Annotated in this window: 16 protein-coding genes; all 16 read left to right on the top strand. The window is 66.9% G+C overall.

Annotated features, from left to right (window positions below):
• Nucleotides 1-36 precede the first annotated feature (36 nt).
• Complete coding sequence (locus tag K2M58_RS07200; RefSeq protein WP_220676997.1) at nucleotides 37-2001, top strand: AMP-binding protein; 1965 nt, start codon at nucleotides 37-39, stop codon at nucleotides 1999-2001.
• A 102-nt stretch (nucleotides 2002-2103) separates the two neighbouring features.
• Nucleotides 2104-2757 (top strand): adenylate kinase, encoded by a 654-nt coding sequence (locus K2M58_RS07195; RefSeq protein WP_220676996.1) that lies wholly within the window; start codon nucleotides 2104-2106, stop codon nucleotides 2755-2757.
• Nucleotides 2758-2889: 132 nt separating this feature from the next.
• Nucleotides 2890-4065 (top strand): acetyl-CoA C-acetyltransferase, encoded by a 1176-nt coding sequence (locus tag K2M58_RS07190; protein WP_252393411.1) that lies wholly within the window; start codon nucleotides 2890-2892, stop codon nucleotides 4063-4065.
• A 98-nt stretch (nucleotides 4066-4163) separates the two neighbouring features.
• Complete coding sequence (locus tag K2M58_RS07185; protein WP_220676994.1) at nucleotides 4164-4712, top strand: LemA family protein; 549 nt, start codon at nucleotides 4164-4166, stop codon at nucleotides 4710-4712.
• Between the two features lie 18 nt (nucleotides 4713-4730).
• The gene (locus K2M58_RS07180) at nucleotides 4731-5618 is read left to right on the top strand and encodes a M48 family metalloprotease (protein ID WP_220676993.1); all 888 of its coding nucleotides are present in this window, start codon (nucleotides 4731-4733) and stop codon (nucleotides 5616-5618) included.
• Nucleotides 5619-5758: 140 nt separating this feature from the next.
• The gene (lepA, locus tag K2M58_RS07175; protein ID WP_220676992.1) at nucleotides 5759-7594 is read left to right on the top strand and encodes a translation elongation factor 4; all 1836 of its coding nucleotides are present in this window, start codon (nucleotides 5759-5761) and stop codon (nucleotides 7592-7594) included.
• Nucleotides 7595-7712: 118 nt separating this feature from the next.
• Nucleotides 7713-8945 carry a radical SAM family heme chaperone HemW gene (gene hemW, locus K2M58_RS07170; RefSeq protein ID WP_220676991.1) on the top strand — a complete coding sequence of 411 codons (1233 nt, stop codon included), beginning with the start codon at nucleotides 7713-7715 and terminating at the stop codon, nucleotides 8943-8945.
• 75 nt (nucleotides 8946-9020) lie between these two features.
• Nucleotides 9021-10052, top strand: a complete 1032-nt coding sequence (gene hrcA / locus K2M58_RS07165; RefSeq protein WP_220676990.1) for a heat-inducible transcriptional repressor HrcA — start codon at nucleotides 9021-9023, stop codon at nucleotides 10050-10052.
• 64 nt (nucleotides 10053-10116) lie between these two features.
• Nucleotides 10117-10938, top strand: coding sequence for a nucleotide exchange factor GrpE (locus K2M58_RS07160; protein ID WP_220676989.1), 822 nt, complete (start codon nucleotides 10117-10119; stop codon nucleotides 10936-10938).
• 63 nt (nucleotides 10939-11001) lie between these two features.
• Nucleotides 11002-12831 (top strand): molecular chaperone DnaK, encoded by a 1830-nt coding sequence (gene dnaK / locus K2M58_RS07155; RefSeq protein ID WP_220676988.1) that lies wholly within the window; start codon nucleotides 11002-11004, stop codon nucleotides 12829-12831.
• A gap of 182 nt (nucleotides 12832-13013) precedes the next feature.
• Complete coding sequence (dnaJ, locus tag K2M58_RS07150) at nucleotides 13014-14162, top strand: molecular chaperone DnaJ (protein ID WP_220676987.1); 1149 nt, start codon at nucleotides 13014-13016, stop codon at nucleotides 14160-14162.
• 228 nt (nucleotides 14163-14390) lie between these two features.
• Complete coding sequence (gene prmA / locus K2M58_RS07145) at nucleotides 14391-15248, top strand: 50S ribosomal protein L11 methyltransferase (protein WP_220676986.1); 858 nt, start codon at nucleotides 14391-14393, stop codon at nucleotides 15246-15248.
• A gap of 128 nt (nucleotides 15249-15376) precedes the next feature.
• Nucleotides 15377-16261, top strand: a complete 885-nt coding sequence (locus tag K2M58_RS07140) for a 16S rRNA (uracil(1498)-N(3))-methyltransferase (RefSeq protein WP_220676985.1) — start codon at nucleotides 15377-15379, stop codon at nucleotides 16259-16261.
• 145 nt (nucleotides 16262-16406) lie between these two features.
• On the top strand, nucleotides 16407-16643 hold the full coding sequence (locus tag K2M58_RS07135; RefSeq protein ID WP_220676984.1) for a ferredoxin family protein: 237 nt from the start codon (nucleotides 16407-16409) through the stop codon (nucleotides 16641-16643).
• 468 nt (nucleotides 16644-17111) lie between these two features.
• Nucleotides 17112-17960: a 3-methyl-2-oxobutanoate hydroxymethyltransferase gene (gene panB, locus K2M58_RS07130; protein ID WP_289628236.1), complete on the top strand. Its 849-nt coding sequence runs from the start codon at nucleotides 17112-17114 to the stop codon at nucleotides 17958-17960.
• Nucleotides 17961-18074: 114 nt separating this feature from the next.
• Nucleotides 18075-18944, top strand: a complete 870-nt coding sequence (gene panC, locus K2M58_RS07125; protein WP_220676982.1) for a pantoate--beta-alanine ligase — start codon at nucleotides 18075-18077, stop codon at nucleotides 18942-18944.
• The last annotated feature ends 63 nt before the right edge of the window (nucleotides 18945-19007 follow it).

Below are 19007 nucleotides of genomic sequence, written 5' to 3'. Positions count from 1 at the left end.
GAAGGCGGATGTGCAGAGCAATAAGGAGGCTTGCGCATGGCCGAGCCCGTCTGGCATCCGTCTGAGGCGTTCATCCGCGAGACCCGGCTTTACCGATGGATGAAGTCCTTGGGTTTTGAAGACTACGACACCTTCTACGCCGCGTCCGTTCGCGATGTGGCCTGGTTTTGGGGCGAGGCGGAAAAGGCGCTCGGCATCGCCTGGATGAAGCCGTACGAACGGGTGCTCGATTTACGCCGCGGGCCGATGTGGCCGGAGTGGTTCGTCGGCGGGAAGCTCAACGCCGCTTACGACGCCCTCGGCAAGTGGCTGAAGGACCCGCTCGTTCGCGACCGCCCGGCGCTCATCTGGGAAGGCGAAGAGGGGCAGACGAAGCGCGTTTCTTATGCCGAGCTGGCCGCGTGGGTGGATCGCGTCGCTCAAGGGCTGGTCCGCTTTGGCTTGCAGCCGGGGGATCGGGTGGCCCTGTACCTGCCGATGGTTCCGGAAGCGGTGGTGGCCCTGTTGGCGGCGGCGCAAATCGGCGCCGTCACCGTGCCGATGTTCTCCGGCTACGGCGCGGAAGCCGTCTGGACCCGGCTGGAGAGCGCCAAGCCGAAGATCCTCATCACCGCCGACGGCTTCTTTCGCCGCGGACGGCTGGTGGCGATGAAAGAAGAGGCCGACCGGGCGGTGGAGCGAGCGCCGTACGTGGAGCGGGTCATCGTCGTCCGGCGGGCGGGGCGGGTGGGACGTTTACAGACCGGGCGCGACGTCGAATGGGAGGCGTTGGAGACGGGCACGCCTCCCTACGCCCCGGCCTCGAACGAGACGTTCAGGCCGCTGGACAGCGCCCATCCTCTCCTCATCATCTACACCTCCGGCACGACGGGCCGACCGAAGGGGGCGCTTCACACCCACGGCGGATTTCCCCTCAAAAGCGCCTTCGACGCCGGCTTCGGCATGGACGTCAGGCCGGGCGACGTCATGCTATGGGTCACCGACATGGGCTGGATGATGGGGCCTTTTCTCGTCTTCGCCACGCTTGTCAACGCGGCGACGATGGTGCTCTATGACGGCACGCCGGATCACCCGGCCCCCGATCGCCTGTGGGATCTGGTGGCCCGCCACCGGGTGACGCACCTTGGGGTTTCGCCGACCCTCATTCGGGCGCTCATGCCGCACGGTGAAGCGTACCCCGGGCGCCACGATCTAAGCAGCCTGCGCGTCATCGGTTCGACGGGCGAACCGTGGAACCCGGAGCCGTGGAAGTGGCTGTTTGAGAAGGTCGGAAAAGGCCGGATCCCGATCTTCAATTACTCCGGCGGGACGGAAATCTCCGGAGGCATCCTCGGGAACGTCCTCATCAAGCCCATCGCGCCGATCACGTTCAACGCGGCCCTTCCGGGCATGGCGGCGGACGTCTATGACCTGGACGGAAAGCCCGTGCGGGGAACGGTCGGGGAACTCGTCTTAAAGGCGCCGTGGGTCGGGCAGACGCGAGGGTTCTGGGGGGAGCCGGAGCGCTACGAGGAGACGTACTGGAAGCACTGGCCCGGCATATGGGTACACGGTGACTGGGTGATTCTGGACGAATACGGCTTTTGGACGATCACAGGCCGTTCCGACGACACGCTGAACGTCGCCGGAAAACGTCTTGGTCCGGCTGAGATTGAGTCCATCCTTACCGCTCATCCTGCGATAAAAGAATCTGCGGTCATCGGCGTTCCCGACGATGTTAAAGGCGAAGTGCCTGTGGCCTTTGTCGTCTTAAAACCCGGGTGGGAATGGACATCAGATTTGAGATCGGAGATTCTCCATTGGGTGGCGGAACGGCTCGGGAAAGCGCTTCGGCCGAAGGCGGTTTATTGCGTTGACGATCTTCCAAAAACAAGAAATGCAAAAATATTACGCAGGGCTATTCGTGCCGCATACCTTGGTCAGGATCCGGGGGATCTATCATCGCTTGAGAATCCGGAGGCGGTCGATGCAATCCGGAAGTTGGCGGCAGGTGATAACTAAGATTTGAAATGTTCATCAGGAGCGGCGAGGCCGCTCCATTTAGATTTTCCATTGGAATTGGCGGTGAGATGGCGCGGCGATGGGCGGCAAAGGAGGGAGCGCATGAATCTCATCTTGATGGGCCTCCCCGGCGCCGGCAAGGGCACGCAGGCGGAGCGGATCCGGGACGCGTACCGCATCCCCCACATCTCGACCGGCGACATGTTTCGGGCGGCCGTCGCGAAGGGGACGCCCCTCGGGCTGGCGGCCAAACGCTACATGGACGCCGGCGCCCTCGTCCCCGACGAGGTGACGATCGGCATCGTGCGGGAGCGGCTTTCCGAGCCGGACGCGGCGGACGGGTTCCTCCTCGACGGTTTTCCCCGGACGATCCCCCAGGCGGAAGCGCTCGAGCGGCTTCTCGCCGATGCCGGCCGGGCGATCGACCGGGTTCTCTACCTCGCCGTCCCGGAAGACGTCCTCATCCGGCGTCTCGCCGGCCGCCGGATCTGCCGCCGGTGCGGGGCGACGACCCACCTCGAGTTCAATCCGCCGAAGGTCTCCGGCGTCTGCGACCGGTGCGGCGGGGAACTCTACCAGCGGGACGACGATCGGCCAGAGACGGTCGCCGAACGCCTGCGGGTGAACGCGGCGGCGATGGCGCCGCTGATCGACTTCTACCGCGCCCGGGGCGTGCTCGCCGAGATCGACGGCCTCGGCGCCATCGACGACGTCTTCCGCCGCATCCGGTCGGCCCTCGAGGGATCGCCGACATGATCGTTTTAAAATCGCCAGTGGAGCTCGTGAAGATGCGGACCGCCGGCCGGCTCGTCGCTTGAAGTGCTCCAGGCGCTTGAGCAGAAAATTGAACCGCACTTTTTGTGAAGGTGATCTAGGATGACAAAAAGGATGGCCGTCATCGTCAGTGCTGTACGCACGCCCGTCGGAAAATACGGCGGGCGGTTGAAAACCGTATCGGCGGTCGAGCTCGGTGCGACGGCGATTCGGGGCGCGCTGGAACGGGTGGGCCTTCCGCCGGAAGAAGTTGACGAAGTCATCATGGGCAATGTGTTGCAGGCCGGGCAAGGGCAAAATCCCGCCCGACAGGCGGCGGTGCGCGCCGGTCTGCCTTACGACGTCCCGGCGTATACGGTCAATATGGTCTGCGGTTCCGGACTGAAAGCGGTGCAATTGGCGGCCAAAGCGATCGAATCCGGGGAAGCCGAGGTCATCGTTGCCGGCGGTATGGAAAGCATGAGCCGCGCGCCATATCTTTTGCCGGAGGCGCGAGGCGGTTTTCGTATGGGACATCAAACGCTCCTCGACAGCATGCTCCTGGACGGGCTATGGGACGCGTTTTATGACGTGCATATGGGCGTTACGGCGGAAAACATCGCCGAGCGTTATGCGATTATGCGTGAGGAACAAGATCGATTTGCGCTGTCGAGCCAAACAAAGGCGGCGCGAGCCATGGAGCGCGGCCTCTTCAAGGAAGAAATTGTCCCGGTGGCCGTTCGAAATGAACGTGGTGAAGTGGTGTGGGTAGAAAACGACGAACATCCGCGCCCGGATACGACGTTGGAAAAACTCCGCAGCCTTCCTCCGGCTTTTAAGCCGGACGGCACGGTGACGGCCGGCAATGCGTCGGGTTTAAATGATGGCGCGGCCGCGTTGGTGATCATGAGCGATGCCAAAGCAGAGGCGCTCGGCTTAAAGCCGTTGGCCATGCTCTTAACCCATGCCAGTGCCGGCGTCGATCCGCGGTTCATGGGTCTTGGTCCGATTCCGGCAGCGCGTAAAGCGTTAAAGAAAGCCGGATTATCGATGGATCGTCTTGACCTCGTTGAAGTGAATGAAGCCTTTGCCGCTCAAACGTTGGCTGTGCAGCGGGAACTTGAAATTCCTGACGCGGTGTTAAACGTAAACGGAGGCGCAATCGCGCTGGGACATCCCTTAGGGGCGAGCGGAGCGCGAATTCTGGTCACGCTCGTCCATGAAATGCGTCGGAGAAACGTGCAATATGGCATGGCGACGCTCTGCATCGGCGGCGGTCAAGGGATTGCCAGCATCGTGTCACGAAATTAAAGAACGGTTGCACGTTTTCTTTTGTTCACCCGCGTTCCGGCGGTATGGTATACTGAAAACCGGGAAAATGCCCGCCGGGCCTCGAAAGGAGCGCTCCGATGATCGGCTGGATCCTGCTCGGCGTCCTTGTCCTCCTCGTCCTTTACGTCATCGCCGGCTACAACGGCCTCGTCCGCTACCGCAACTGGGCGAAGGAGGCCTGGGCCCAGATCGATGTGCAGCTCAAGCGGCGGCACGACCTCATCCCGAACCTCGTCGAGACGGTGAAGGGCTACATGCAGTACGAGCAGGAGACCCTCGCCAAGGTCATCGAGATGCGAAGCCGCCTCATCAGCGGCTCGCCGGTGGAGCGGGTGGAGGCGGACAATGCGCTGACGGGGACGCTCCGGCAGCTTTTCGCCCTCGCCGAGGCATACCCGGACCTCAAGGCGAACGAGACCTTCCTCCGGCTTGAGGAGGAGCTTGCGACGACGGAAAACAAAGTCGCCTACGCCCGGCAGCTTTACAACCGGACCGCCGCCGAATACAACATCCGGCGGGAGTCGTTTCCGACGAACCTCATCGCCGGGATGTTCGGCTTCGGGCCGATGGAGCTCCTTGCCATCCCGGAGGCGGAGCGGGAGGCGCCGCAGGTCAGGTTCACGTGAGGCGGGCGGGGGATCGGCATGCTCTATGAGGCGCTCCGGCAAAACCGCCGGCGGACGGCGGCGCTTCTTGTCGTGTTCGTCGCCCTCGTCGCGGCGACGGGCTGGGCCGCAGGCACGCTCTTCGGAGACGTCCGCGCCGGGCTCGCCGGCGCGCTTTTGTTTGCGGCGGTGTATCTGCCGCTCACCTATTTTACGGCGTCGGCGCAGGTGCTCGCCCTGACCGGCGCCCGGGAAGTGACGGAAGCCGAGGCGCCGGAGCTCCATCACGTCGTCGAGGAGGTCGCCCTCGCCGCCCGGCTGCCGAAGCCGAAGGTGTACGTCGTCGACGACGAGGCGCCGAACGCCTTTGCCGTCGGCTTTGCGCCGGATCGGGGAGCCGTCGCCTTTACGACGGGGCTCCTTCGGATCATGGACCGGGAGGCGCTGGAAGGCGTTGCCGCCCATGAGATCGCCCACCTGCACAACGGCGACTCCCGCCTCATGACGCTCGCCGTCGCCCTCGTCGGCGTCATCGTCCTCCTGGCCGACATCGGCCGGAGGCTCCTCTGGTTCGGCGCCGGAGAACGGGAGCGGAGGCGCCGGAGCGACCGGGGCGGCCCGGAGGCCCTAATCATCCTTCTTGCGCTTTTGGTGCTGCTCCTGGCGCCGCTGGCGGCGCAGCTTACGCGGTTTGCCCTTTCGCGCAACCGGGAGTTTTACGCCGACGCCCAGGCGGTGAACTTCACTCGCAATCCCCGGGGGCTCATCAAGGCCCTGACGCGCCTCAAAGAGGCGCCGGCCAAGGTCGCCCGGGCGACGGAGACGACGGCGGACCTTTATTTCGTCAACCCGTTCGGCGACGTCGAGCGGTGGTTCCGTACCCACCCGCCGATCGAGGAGCGCATCCGGCGGCTCGAGGCGATGTGAGGCTCCGGCCGGGCCCGCGACCGGGCGGCGCCGAAGGGGAAGTCTGTGGTATAATGAATCATTCATTCGGTCATTCCGATCCCGGTCCGCGAATTGCCGGGCCGCGGGCCGAAACGGTGGGGGTCGCAGGAGGAACGCGGATGGCGGACATCGAACGCGTGCCGAAGGCAAAGATCCGGAATTTCTCCATCATCGCCCACATCGATCACGGCAAATCGACGCTCGCCGACCGGCTTCTGGAGGCGACCGGCGCCATCGGCGAGCGGGAGAAAGAAGACCAGTTTCTCGACCAGCTTGAGCTCGAAAAAGAGCGGGGCATCACGATCAAGCTGAACACCGTCCGGCTCCACTACCGAGCGAAAGACGGCGAGCGCTACGTCCTCAACCTGATCGATACGCCCGGCCACGTCGACTTCACGTATGAAGTCTCCCGGTCGCTCGCCGCCTGCGAGGGGGCGCTCCTGGTCGTCGACGCAACGCAAGGGATCGAAGCGCAGACGCTCGCGAACGTCTACCTCGCCCTGGAAAACGACCTGGAAATTCTTCCGGTGATTAACAAGATCGATCTCCCGAGCGCCGATCCGGAGCGGGTGAAACGGGAGATCGAAGAGGTCATCGGCCTCGACGCTTCGGAGGCGGTCCTCGCTTCGGCGAAGCTCGGGATCGGCGTCGACGCGATCCTCGAGCAGATCGTCGCCAAAATCCCGCCGCCCGCCGGTGACCCGGAGGCGCCGCTTCGGGCGCTCATCTTCGATTCGTTTTACGACCCGTATCGGGGCGTCGTCGCCCTCATCCGGGTGAAGGACGGGACGATCCGCATCGGCGACGAGATCCTCTTCATGGCCACCGGCAAGGTGCACACGGTGACGGAGCTCGGCGTCTTCGCGCCGCGGCCGACTTCGGTCGAGGAACTTTCCGCCGGCGAGGTGGGCTACGTCGCCGCGAGCGTCAAGACGATCGCCGACACCCGCGTCGGCGACACGATCACCCACGCCCGCCGGCCGGCGCCGGAGCCGCTCCCGGGCTACCGGAAGGTGCTCCCGGTCGTCTTCGCCGGGCTGTATCCGGTCGACTCCGACGACTACGACGACTTAAAGGACGCGCTGGAAAAATTAAAGCTGAACGACGCGTCGCTCACCTTCGAGCCGGAGACGTCTCAGGCGCTTGGGTTCGGGTTTCGCTGCGGCTTTCTGGGGCTTCTGCACATGGAGATCGTCCAGGAGCGCCTCGAGCGGGAGTTCGGGCTCAATCTCATCGTCACGGCGCCGAGCGTCGTCTACCGGGTCAAGCTCAAAAACGGCGAGGTGCGGGAGGTCGACAACCCGTCGAAGATGCCCGACGCCGGCCTCATCGAGGCGATCGAAGAGCCGTTCATTCGGGCGACGATTCTCGTCCCGAACGACTACGTCGGGGCGGTGATGGAACTCTGCCAGGAGAAGCGGGGCGTCTTTCAGACCATGGATTACCTGACGCCGAACCGGGTGCAGCTCGTCTACGACCTTCCCCTCGCGGAAGTCGTCTTCGATTTCTTCAACCAGCTGAAATCCCGGACCCGCGGTTACGCCTCGTTCGACTACGAGCTCGCCGACTACCGTCCGTCGAACCTCGTCAAGATGGACATCCTCATCAACGGCGAGCCGGTCGACGCCTTGAGCGTCATCGTCCACCGGGACAAGGCATACTACCGCGGCCGTGCGCTCGTGGAAAAGCTGAAGACGCTCATCCCGCGGCAGCTGTTTGAAATTCCGATCCAGGCGGCGATCGGAAGCCGCGTCATCGCCCGGGAGACGGTGAAGGCCCTCCGGAAAAACGTCCTCGCCAAATGTTACGGCGGCGACGTCACCCGGAAGCGGAAGCTGCTCGAAAAGCAGAAAGAAGGCAAAAAGCGCCTGAAGGCGATCGGGAACGTCGAGATCCCGCAGGAGGCGTTTATCGCCGTGCTCCAGGTCGACGAGGGCGGCCGAAACGGGGGCTAGGCCGGCTTCGGTCCGGGTCGGGAGGCCGGTCGCCGGCGTCGCGCATCGGCCGGGCCAGCGACGGGCGGTTTTTGCTTTGCGTCGCTTCATCGCCGAGGGGCTCGAGAGGGGGGAGACGATGCCGGAGCCGGGAGCGGTCGAAACGGGCGCGACGGCCGAACCGGCGGGGTCCGATCCGGAGGCGGCGCCGCGGCACGTCTACGTGCACGTCCCGTTTTGTGGCGCCAAGTGCCATTACTGCGACTTTGCCGTCTTCGTCGGGCCGCGGACGCCGTGGGAGGCGCTCTACCTCGAGGCGCTCGAGCGGGAGCTCGCCCTCGTCCTCGCGCCGTACGGCGGCGCCTATCCTTTTCCGATCGAGACGCTTTATCTCGGCGGCGGCACGCCGACGGCTCTTTCACCGGCGGCGCTGGAGCGGCTTTTCGATCTTCTCGAGCGGGCGTTTCCCCGTCGGGCGCCGGGGATGGAATGGACCGTCGAAGCGAATCCGGAAGGCCTCGTCGGAGACGAGGGCCAGGCCCTCCTCCGCCGGCTTCGCGGCCGGGGGACGACCCGGTTGAGCGTCGGCGTGCAGACGTTTGACGATGCGCAGTTATTGGCGCTCGGGCGTCAGCACACCGGCCGGGAGGCGGAGGAGGCGGTGCTGGCCGCGCGGGAGGCGGGGTTTGTTCACCTTTCGCTCGACCTCATCTACGGCCTGCCGGGTCAGACGTTCGAGGGCTGGGCGACGGACGTCCGGCGGGCGTTCGGACTTCCGATCGATCACCTCTCGGCGTACGCGCTGGAAGTCGCCGAGGCGACCCGTTTCGGCCGGATGCGGGCTTACGGGGCGCTTCCGCTTCCCGACGACGAGCAGGTGGTCGAAATGTACGCCTTTGTCGTCGCGGCGGCCCGGGATGCCGGCTTCGAACCGTACGAAGTGTCGAACTTCGCCCGCCCCGGCGGCCGGTCGCGGCACAACCTCGCCTACTGGAACAACCGGCCGTATTTCGGCTTCGGCCCCGGCGCCCACGGTTACGCCTTCGGCGTCCGGACGGCGAACGTGCCGTCCCTTCCCCGCTATGCCCGAGCCCGGACGCTTTCGGAATTCCGCACCGAGGTTCGGCCGGTCGGTCGTCGGGAGGCGATCGAGGAGACGATGTTCCTCGGGCTTCGCCTCGCCGAGGGCGTCCGCCGGGATGCGTTTCGCCGCCGCTTCGGCGTCGACCTCGAAGACGTCTACGGCCCGGTCCTCCGGCGGCTTGAGGCCGAGGGGCTGATCGTCATCGACGAGCGGGGGGTTCGGCTGCCGGAGGCGGTCCGCCCCGTGATGAACGCGGTGCTCGCTGAATTTTTGTTCGATGACCGTTGACAACGGCGGCGGTCGTCTGGTACATTTGGAAATGAGTTAGCACTCGTTCCGTTCGAGTGCTAACGTCGGGAGGTGATGGCCGTGCTGACCGAACGGCAACGCGCCATCCTCCAGGCCGTCGTAGAAAACTACATCCGCTCGGCGGAGCCGGTCGGCTCCCGGACGATCGCGCGCCTGACGGGGCTCAACTTGAGCCCGGCGACCATCCGGAACGAGATGGCCGACCTGGAAGCGATGGGCTACCTCGAGCAGCCCCACACGTCCGCTGGCCGCATCCCTTCGTACAAAGGCTACCGCTACTACGTCGATCATTTGCTGACGCCGGAGGCGATCGACCGGGCGTGGGTCGAAGCCCTGGAACGGCGCTTCTACGCCCGTTCCGTCGAGATCGAGGAGGCGCTCAGGAAGACGGCGGCGATCCTGGCGGAGCTCACCCACTACGCCGTCGTCGCCCTCGGGCCGGAGGTGTTCACCGCTCGGCTGGTGAAGCTCGAGTTCGTCCCGCTGGACGAGGCTCGGGCGGTGACCGTCCTCGTCACCGACACCGGCCACGTCGAACACAAGGTCGTCGAGCTGCCTCAGGGCCTGTCGACGGAGGATCTGGCCCATCTCGTCGAACGAATCAACGCCGAGCTCAAAGGCACGGCGATCTCGACGCTCGCGCCGAAGATCCACCGGCTGCTTGCGCAGGCGATGGAATCGAATCGGGAGGCGCTCTTCCGGGCGGAGCGCTTTTTCGAGGCGCTCCTTCACCCCCGGGAAGAGGCCCGGCTCATCGTCGACGGGACGACGGAGATCATCGCCCAGCCGGAGTTCCGGAGCGTCGACCGGGTGCGGGAGCTTTTGAAACTGTTTGAAGCCGAGGAGCCGCTCTTTACCGTCCTCCGGCAGGTCGAAGACGGCGTGCAGGTTCACATCGGTCTGGAGGACGTCCTCGGCCTCGGGAGTCCTCTGAGCCTCGTCACGGCGACGCTCACCGTCGGCGAGGGGCAGCGGACGACCATCGGCATCATCGGTCCCCCGCGGATGGATTACGCCAAGGCGATCGGGCTTCTGTCCGCGCTTTCGTTCATCTTCGACGCCTGGAGGGAGCGCGGCTTAGGGTAGGCGACGGAAACCTTCGATCCCGGGCGCGAGGGCGCTCGGGATCGTCTCTTGAGGTGAACGGCCGATGGACGTAAGACGCTCAGAAGACAAGGCGCCCTACGACGCGGCGTTCGGCGAGCGCCCCGCGCCGAGTGCCGGCAAAGGCCCCGCACTGGCCGCCGGCGATGGGCTTGCGCCGGCCGGCGTCTCCGACGGAGGGTTCGCCCGGGCCGCCGGGGACGCCTCCGCTTCAGCCGTCGAAGGAGGGGATGACGCCCCCTCCGGCGCTTCGCCGGATGCGCCCCCCGGCGATGGGGCGGTCGGAGAGGCGGCCGAACCGGAGGCGGCGGAAGCGCCCGACCCGTGCGCCGGCGTCCTCGCAGAGAAGGCGGAGGCGGAACGGGAGGCCGCCGAATGGCGGGAGCGGTACGTCCGCCTGGCCGCCGACTTTGACAACTATAAAAAGCGGCAGCAGCGGGAACGGGAGGCGCTTATCCGCTACGGCCCCGAGCCGCTGGCGGAGCGGCTTTTGCCCATCCTCGACACCTTCGAGCGGGCCCTCGCCCAGGCGATGGCCCATCTCGGCGCCGGCGGGGAAAAGGCGGAGGCCCCCGGGGCGGAGGCCGTCGGAACGGGCGCCGGGGCTGTGCCGGCAGACGTCTTTCGTGGCTTCGTCGACGGCGTCGACATGGTGTATCGCCAGCTGCTTCAGGCGCTGGACGCCGTCGGCGTCCGTCCGGTGGAGGCCGTCGGGCAGCCGTTTGATCCCGCGGTCCACCACGCCGTCGGCCTCGTGCCGAAGGCGGAGGGTCTTTCGCCCGGCACCGTTGCCGAGGAGCTGCAGAAGGGTTACCGGTTGCACGACAAGCTTCTCCGTCCGGCGATGGTCAAGGTCGTCGAATCGTAGCGGAGGTCGGCGTCGTCGGCCGGCCGGATCGCTGAAAGATCGCTGAAAGAAGGGGGTACGAGCATGGGCAAAGTGATCGGCATCGACCTCGGCACGACCAACTCCGTCGTCGCCGTCCTCGAAGGCGGCGAACCGGTCGTCATCCCGAACGCGGAAGGAAGCCGCACGACGCCGTCGGCGGTCGCGTTCAAGCCCGACGGCGAGCGGATCGTCGGCGAGGCGGCGAAGCGGCAGGCGATCACCAACCCGACCCGGACGATCCTCTCGATCAAGCGGCACATGGGCACCGACTACAAGGTCGAGATCGACGGCAAGAAATACACGCCGCAGGAGATCTCGGCCATGATCTTAAAGAAGCTCAAGGACGACGCCGAAGCCTATCTGGGGGAAAAGGTGGAGAAGGCCGTCATCACCGTGCCGGCCTATTTCAACGACGCCCAGCGGCAGGCGACGAAGGACGCCGGCCGTATCGCCGGCCTGGAGGTCCTTCGGATCATCAACGAACCGACGGCGGCGGCCCTCGCCTATGGCCTCGACAAGGAGGACGACCAGACGATCCTCGTCTTCGACTTAGGCGGCGGCACGTTCGACGTCTCCATCCTCGAGATCGGCGGCGGCGTCTTTGAAGTGAAGGCCACAAGCGGCGACAACCACCTCGGCGGCGACGATTTCGACCAGGCGATCATGGACCATCTGATCGCCGAGTTCAAAAAAGAGCACGGCATCGACCTGTCCAAAGATCCGATGGCCGTTCAGCGGCTCAAAGAGGCGGCGGAAAAGGCGAAAAAAGAGCTTTCCAGCATGCTCTCGACGACGATCTCGCTCCCGTTCATCGCCGCCGACGCGAGCGGGCCGAAGCATCTCGAGATGACCCTCACCCGGGCCAAGTTCGAAGAGCTCACCCGGCACCTCGTCGAGCGGACGATGGGGCCGCTCCGGCAGGCCCTCGAAGACGCCGGGCTCAAGCCCCAGGACATCGACAAGGTGATCCTCGTCGGCGGTTCGACCCGCATTCCGGCGGTCCAGGAAGCGGTCAAGGCGTTCATCGGCAAAGAGCCGTACAAGGGGATCAACCCCGATGAGGTCGTCGCCCTCGGGGCGGCGATCCAGGCCGGGGTGTTGGCCGGCGAGGTGAAGGACGTCGTCCTCCTCGACGTCACACCCCTTTCCCTCGGCATCGAGACGCTGGGCGGCGTCTTTACGAAGATCATCGAGCGGAACACGACCATTCCGACGAGCCGCTCCCAGATCTTCACCACCGCCGCCGACAACCAGACGTCCGTCGAGATCCACGTCCTCCAGGGCGAGCGGCCGCTGGCGAAGGACAACAAGTCCCTCGGTCGCTTCATCCTCGAAGGCATCCCGCCGGCGCCCCGGGGCGTGCCCCAGATCGAGGTCAAGTTCGACATCGACGCCAACGGCATCGTCCACGTCTCGGCGAAAGACCTCGCCACCGGAAAAGAACAAAAAATCACCGTCCACGCCTCGAGCGGCCTCAGCGAAGAAGAGATCCAGCGGATGATCAAAGAGGCCGAGCAGTACGCCGAAGAAGACAAAAAGCGGAAGGCGCTCATCGAACTCAAAAACGAGGCGGACCAGCTCATCTACTCCACCGAGCGGACGCTTAAGGATCTCGGCGACAAGGTGTCGGCGGACGACCGGGAAAAGGCCGAGGCGGCGATCCGGGAGCTTCGGGAGGCGCTCGGCAAAGACGACGAGGCGGCCATCCGGGCGAAGAAAGACGCCCTCACCGCCGTCCTGCACGGCCTGACGACGAAGCTGTACGAGCAGGCGAAAACCTCCCCGGGCGGCGAGGGTGGCGGCGGGGCGAACAAGGACAACGTCGTCGACGCCCAGTACGAGGAGGTCAAAAAGGAAGACGGAAGGGCGTAACGCTTTTCGTTTGCGTCCCCCTCGTCTTGGCTGGAGGTTGAGCGCTTGGGCGCCGTCCCAAGCGCCGTTTTGTCTCGGAGACGGGCCGCGCCGGCGGCCGGTCGGCCGCCGGGGAACGTCGGCCGTTCGTTCGGTCGGCGCCCGGGGTCTTCTGGGCCGTCGGTCGGGGGAGGTGAGATCCGGTGAAGCGGGACTACTACGAGGTGCTCGGCGTCTCCCGGGATGCCAGTCCCGAGGAGATCAAAAAGGCGTACCGCCGCCTGGCGCGCCAGTACCATCCGGACGTCAACAAGGCCCCGGACGCCGAAGAAAAATTTAAGGAGATCAACGAAGCGTACGAAGTTCTCTCCGATCCGGAAAAGCGGGCCGCCTACGACCGCTTCGGCCACGCCGGCGTCTCCGGCGCCCAAGCGGCCGGCGGCGCCGGCGGGGCCGGCGGGTTCGGGGGATTTGACGCCGGAGCGGGCGACTTCGGCGTCTTCGACGATCTCATCGACATGTTTTTCGGCGGCGGCCGCGGCCGGCGGGCCGACGGCCCGCGGCCGGGGCGGGATCTCCGGCTTACGCTGACGATCGACTTTGAAGACGCCTACTTCGGCAAGACGGTCGACCTCGACCTGGAAAAAGACGACGTCTGCGACGCCTGCGGCGGAACCGGCGCCCGGGCCGGCACGGCGCCGAAGGCGTGCCCGACGTGCGGCGGCCGCGGCACCGTCGAATCGGTGCAGCGGACGCCGTTCGGTCAGATCGTCACCCGCCGCACGTGTCCGACGTGCGGCGGGAGCGGCCGGGTCATCGCCGAACCGTGTCCCGTCTGCCGCGGCACCGGCCGGGTCCGGCGGAAGAAGACGGTCAAGGTCCGCATTCCGCCGGGCATCGACGAACAGACCGAGCTCCGCGTCGCCGGGGAAGGGGAGGCCGGGCACCGCGGCGGCCCGCCGGGGGACCTGTATCTCACGTTTCGCATCCGGCCGCACCCCCGCTTCGAGCGCCGGGGAAACGACCTTTACCTCGAGCAGCCGATCTCGTTTCTCCGGGCGGCGCTGGGCGGGGAGATCGACGTGCCGACGATGGACGGAAAGGCCCGGCTCACGATCCCGCCGGGGACGCAGTCGCATACCGTCTTTCACCTCAGGGGGAAGGGATTTCCGGACGTCCGCGGCCGGGGCCGGGGCGATCTCCTCGTCCGGGTGATCGTGCGGGTGCCGTCCAAGCTTACGGAGCGGCAGAAAAAGCTTCTTCGGGAGGCCTTTCCGGACGAAGACGATGGAGGAGCGGATGCCTCGGAAGGGTTTTTCGATAAGATGAAACGCGCCTTCCGGGGGGACTGACCGCCCGGCCGCAAACCGGATTCGGCAGGGCTTTCGCCGATCGCCCCGCCGCGGCCTGAGGCAAAAGGACGGCGATCGAGCGCGCCGCTTTCGGCGGAGCGGCAAGGCGTCGGCGGCGCGCCTCTCGAAGGGCTTGGGAGACCGGCGGCGCCGGAGGGCCGGATGACATGCGGCGCCGGAACGCCCCGGGAAGGTCTTCCGGCGACAACGGGCGGAAAGGAGACGAAGATGGACTGGCTGGAGGTGTCCGTCGCCACGACGGCGGAAGCCCACGAGGCGGTGGCGGAGCGGCTGATGGCGCTGGGCGCCCGGGGCGTCGTCTTCGGGGAGGCGGACGGGGCGATCGTCGTCACCGCCTACCTGCCGGAAGAAGCGGAAGGGCGCCTTGAAGCGTTGGCGGAGGAGGTGCGGAGCTTAAGAAGCTTCGGCCTGGACCCCGGACCCGGCACCGTGACCGTGCGGCGGGCCCGGGAAGACGACTGGGCGGAAGCGTGGAAGCGGTACTATCGGCCGGTGCCGGTGTCGGAGCGCCTCATCATCGTTCCGGCGTGGGAAAATCCGCCGGAGGACGGGCGGATCGTCATCCGGCTGGAGCCGGGGATGGCCTTCGGGACCGGGACCCATCCGTCGACGATCCTCGCCCTCCGGGCGATCGAGGCGACCCTCCGGCCGGGCGAGGCGGCGATCGATGTGGGGACCGGAACCGGCATCCTCGCCATCGCCATGGCGATGCTCGGGGCCGCCTCCGTCCGGGCGATCGACGTCGATCCGGTGGCCGTCGCCGTCGCCGAGGAGAACGTCCGGCGAAACGGCGTCGCCGACCGGGTCACCGTGCGCGCCGGCGATCTCGTCGCCGGGGAGGCGGGGCCGTTTGACCTCCTCGTGGCCAACATCCTTCCGGACGTCCACGAGCGGCTCGTCCCGGAGGCCGTCCCGCGCCTTCGCTCCGGCGGACGGATCGTCCTTTCTGGGATCATCGAGGCGGAGGCGGAGCGGATGGCGCGCCTTCTTTTCGCCCATGGGCTCATCGAGCTTAAGCGGCTTTCCGCCGACGGGTGGACGGCGCTCTGGGCCGTCCGGCCGTAGGCGAGGCGGACCCGGGCGGAGCGGTCCGGTTCCGGGGCGGACGGACGGCGTTTTGGGTCGTCCGGCGATCGATGAACAGAATCGCCGAGACCCGGGAACACGGCGAATGCGCGGAAAGGAGGCACCGAGTGCAGCGATATTACGTGCCGCCAGAGGCGATCGGACCGGCGCGGATCGTCATCTCCGGTGACGATGCCCGCCACATCGCCCGGGTGATGCGCCTTGGCCCCGGCGAGACGATCGAAGTGTTCGACGGAACCGGCCGGCGCGTTCGCGCCCGGCTCGAGCGGGTGACGCCGGAGGCGGTCTGGGCGACGCCGGTTGAAACGCTTCCGGAAGCGGGCGAGCCGCCGGCCCTCCTCGTCCTCGTCCAGGCGCTCCTCAAAGGCGACAAAATGGACTGGATCGTCGCCAAGGCGACGGAGCTCGGCATCACGGCGTTTTACCCGTTCGTCGCTGCCCGGAGCGTCGTCCGGCCGGCCGAGGAGCGGCAGGAAGCCGTCCGCCGGCGGGAGGCGCGCTGGCGGAAGATCGCCAAAGAGGCGGCGGAACAGAGCGGCCGGAGCCGGCTGCCGGCCCTCCATCCCATCCTTCCAGCAGACGGTTGGGTCGAGGCGCTCAAGGCGGAACTCTCCGGACGGCTGGCCGGCGTCCGGGCTTACTTCGCCGACGAGGCGCTGACCGGCGCCCCGAACCTCCTGGCCCGCCTCCTTCCGAACCGCCCGGAGCCGGATCTTCGGCGGCCGTTCGAGGCCGTCCCTTCGGACGTTGCGAACTTGAACGCTCCCGGCTCCGGCGCGCCGGGTTTCCTCGTCGTCGTCGGCCCGGAAGGCGGCTGGACCGATGCCGAGCGGGCGGCCTTACGCGCGCTCGGTGCCGAGCCGATCGGCCTCGGGCGGCGCATCCTCAGGGCGGAGACGGCGGCGATCGCTGCCGTGACCCTGCTCTGCCTGTTGCAAGAAGCGGCTTCCGGCGCCGGGGCGGCGACCTCGGATGGAGCCCCCGCCGGATGATCGGAAAAAGAAGGCTTGTCATCGCTTCCGAGGATTGCTATAATGCTGTTCGAACGACCCCGGCCCTCGGGATCGGCGGTCCGGACGGCGCCGAGGGATGGCCGGCCGCCGACCGGACGAAGCGAAGGCGAAAGGGAGGTCGACGATGGCCTACGTCATTACCGAGCCGTGCATCGGGACCAAGGATGCGAGTTGCGTCGAGGTCTGCCCGGTGGACTGCATCCACGAAGGGGAAGACCAGTACTACATCGACCCCGACGTGTGCATCGACTGTGGCGCGTGCGAAGCGGTCTGCCCGGTGTCCGCGATCTACCACGAAGATTTCGTGCCGGAAGAGTGGAAGTCCTACATCCAGAAAAACCGGGACTTCTATAAGAAGTGAGCGTGTCCCGGGAAAAGAGAAAGACGCCTCACCGTATGGATTTGTGATTTTATGCACATACATACGGCGACCGGGCCGACCCGCCCGAACGATGGCGCGGCCGGCAGGGACGAGCGGGGGAGCGGTCCGGAAGGGAGGCCGGCGGCGCGGAAAGCGCCGCTTTTTTTGTCTCGAGACGGGCATCCGGCGTCGGCGCGACGGGGGTCGTCCCGGCGCCGTTCGGGATCAACGGCGGAGGGGCGGCGGCGCCGGTCGCCGGGCGTTTTAGCGAGGCGGACGGTTTGTGATATAATGAAAGACACCCCGGAACTTCGTCCGGGCGGGGCGGCAAGCGCTGCACCCGAAGCCCCGGCGAAGCGGCCGGAACAAGCGCTCCGAGCCGTCGGACGGAGACGACCATCGGGAAGACGGGTCGCCTTAACCCGGCGTGCGCGGGTAAGGCGATTTTTTGTTGAGGAGGCGAAGGCGGTGCAGACCCCGGAGACGCTCAAGGCCAAAAAAGACCGCGGGGAAAAAATCGTCATGCTGACGGCCTACGACGCGCCGTCGGCCCGGCTGGCGGAGGCCGCCGGCGTCGACCTTTTGCTCGTCGGCGATTCGCTGGGCATGGTCGTGCTCGGCTTTTCCTCGACGGTGTCGGTCACGCTCGAGATGATGGTCCATCACACGCAGGCCGTCCGGCGCGGGGCGCCGGAGACGTTCACCGTCGCCGATCTGCCCTTTCTTTGGGCCCATGAGGCGCCGGAGGCGGCCCTCCGGGCGGCGGGACGGCTCATTCAGGAGGGGGGCGCCCACGCGGTCAAGCTGGAAGGGGGGGCCGACGTCGCACCGCTCGTCCGGCGCCTCGTCGCCGCCGGCATCCCCGTCATGGGCCACCTGGGGCTTTTGCCGCAGACGGTCCTCGTCACCGGCGGCTACCGCGTCCAGGGAAAAAGCGCCGCGGAGGCGGAGCGGATCGTCGCCGATGCCAAGGCCCTCGTCGAGGCGGGCGCGTTTTCCCTCGTCGTGGAAGCGGTTCCGGAGTCCGTCGGCCGGTCGGTCGCCCGGGCGGTGCCGGTTCCGGTGATCGGCATCGGGGCCGGCCGGTTCGTCGACGGCCAGGTGCTCGTCTATCACGATCTCCTCGGGTACGGCGCGGGCCGGGCGCCGCGGTTTGTCAAGCGCTACGCCGATCTCGACGCGGTGATCGTCGGGGCGATCCGGGCTTACGCCGACGATGTTCGGAGCGGCCGGTTTCCGGAGGCGGCCCACGCCTATCTCCCCGTCGAGGCGGTGCCGGGGGAGGCGGCCGGGCCGGGATCGGACGCCGGCGCCTGATCGCCCGCCGTCCGGGAAGGCGTGGTTGATTTTCGGCAGCCGATGGGCCGCGGGCGAGTTCCGGCGGACGATGTGAACGGGGTCGACAGTAAGCGGCAGGAAAGGAGTGAGCGGATGAAGCGAATCGAGAGCCGGGCGGCCCTTCAGGCGGCCCTCCGGCCGGCATGGGCGGCCGGCCGGAGCATCGGCTTTGTGCCAACGATGGGCTACCTGCATGCGGGGCACCTCGCCCTCGTCGATCGGGCCAGGCAAGAAAACGACGTCGTCGTCGTGAGCATCTTCATCAATCCGCTCCAGTTCGGGCCCGGAGAAGATTTCGAGCGCTACCCTCGCGATCTCGAACGGGACGCGGCGCTTCTCGCCGGGCGAGGCGTGGACATCGTCTATCATCCGCCGGTGGCGGACGTCTATCCGGAGCCGCCGGAGGTCGGCCTCAAGGCCGGCCGGATGGCGGAGGGGCTCTGCGGGCGGAGCCGCCCGGGACATTTTGACGGCGTGCTCACGGTCGTCGCCAAGCTCTTTCACCGCGTCCGGCCGACGCGGGCCTATTTTGGCGAAAAAGACGCGCAGCAGCTCGCCCTCATCCGGCGGATGGTGTTCGATCTCGACTTTGACGTTGAGGTCGTCGCCGTGCCGACGGTCCGGGAACCCGACGGGCTGGCGATGAGCTCCCGGAACGTCTATCTCTCCCCGGAAGAGCGGGCCGAGGCGCCGGTCCTCTACCGGGCCCTCACCTGGGCGGCGGAAGCGATCCGATCGGGGGAGCGGCGCGCCGCCGTCCTCCTTGAAGGGGTCCGCACCCGGATCGCGGCGGCCAAAACGGCGCGGATCGATTACGTGGAGCTCGTCCGGTGGCCGGATCTTCGCCCGATCGCCCCGGAGGCGAAGCTCGTTCCTGGTGAGACGGTGCTCGTGGCGGCGGCGGTTTTTTTCGGCACCGCGCGGCTCATCGACAACGTTCGCGTCGCGGTGCCGCCCGCCTGAGGCGGGCGCCGGAAAGCTTCGCGGAGGCCCCCGTCGCAGGTGCCCCTCGCGCTTTAAGATCGA

It is taken from the genome of Hydrogenibacillus sp. N12 (genome assembly GCF_019645935.1).
In the GTDB taxonomy this organism is placed as follows: Bacteria; Bacillota; Bacilli; order Thermicanales; family DSM-22653; genus Hydrogenibacillus; species Hydrogenibacillus schlegelii.
This window is presented reverse-complemented; position numbering and strand designations above follow the sequence as displayed.

Bases quoted from the DNA above. Each gene is read 5' to 3' on its own strand.
- K2M58_RS07200 (WP_220676997.1), top strand. From the start codon at position 37: ATGGCCGAGCCCGTCTGGCATCCGTCTGAGGCGTTCATCCGCGAGACC.
- K2M58_RS07195 (WP_220676996.1), top strand. From the start codon at position 2,104: ATGAATCTCATCTTGATGGGCCTCCCCGGCGCCGGCAAGGGCACGCAG.
- K2M58_RS07190 (WP_252393411.1), top strand. From the start codon at position 2,890: ATGGCCGTCATCGTCAGTGCTGTACGCACGCCCGTCGGAAAATACGGC.
- K2M58_RS07185 (WP_220676994.1), top strand. From the start codon at position 4,164: ATGATCGGCTGGATCCTGCTCGGCGTCCTTGTCCTCCTCGTCCTTTAC.
- K2M58_RS07180 (WP_220676993.1), top strand. From the start codon at position 4,731: ATGCTCTATGAGGCGCTCCGGCAAAACCGCCGGCGGACGGCGGCGCTT.
- lepA (WP_220676992.1), top strand. From the start codon at position 5,759: ATGGCGGACATCGAACGCGTGCCGAAGGCAAAGATCCGGAATTTCTCC.
- hemW (WP_220676991.1), top strand. From the start codon at position 7,713: ATGCCGGAGCCGGGAGCGGTCGAAACGGGCGCGACGGCCGAACCGGCG.
- hrcA (WP_220676990.1), top strand. From the start codon at position 9,021: ATGGCCGTGCTGACCGAACGGCAACGCGCCATCCTCCAGGCCGTCGTA.
- K2M58_RS07160 (WP_220676989.1), top strand. From the start codon at position 10,117: ATGGACGTAAGACGCTCAGAAGACAAGGCGCCCTACGACGCGGCGTTC.
- dnaK (WP_220676988.1), top strand. From the start codon at position 11,002: ATGGGCAAAGTGATCGGCATCGACCTCGGCACGACCAACTCCGTCGTC.
- prmA (WP_220676986.1), top strand. From the start codon at position 14,391: ATGGACTGGCTGGAGGTGTCCGTCGCCACGACGGCGGAAGCCCACGAG.
- K2M58_RS07135 (WP_220676984.1), top strand. From the start codon at position 16,407: ATGGCCTACGTCATTACCGAGCCGTGCATCGGGACCAAGGATGCGAGT.
- panC (WP_220676982.1), top strand. From the start codon at position 18,075: ATGAAGCGAATCGAGAGCCGGGCGGCCCTTCAGGCGGCCCTCCGGCCG.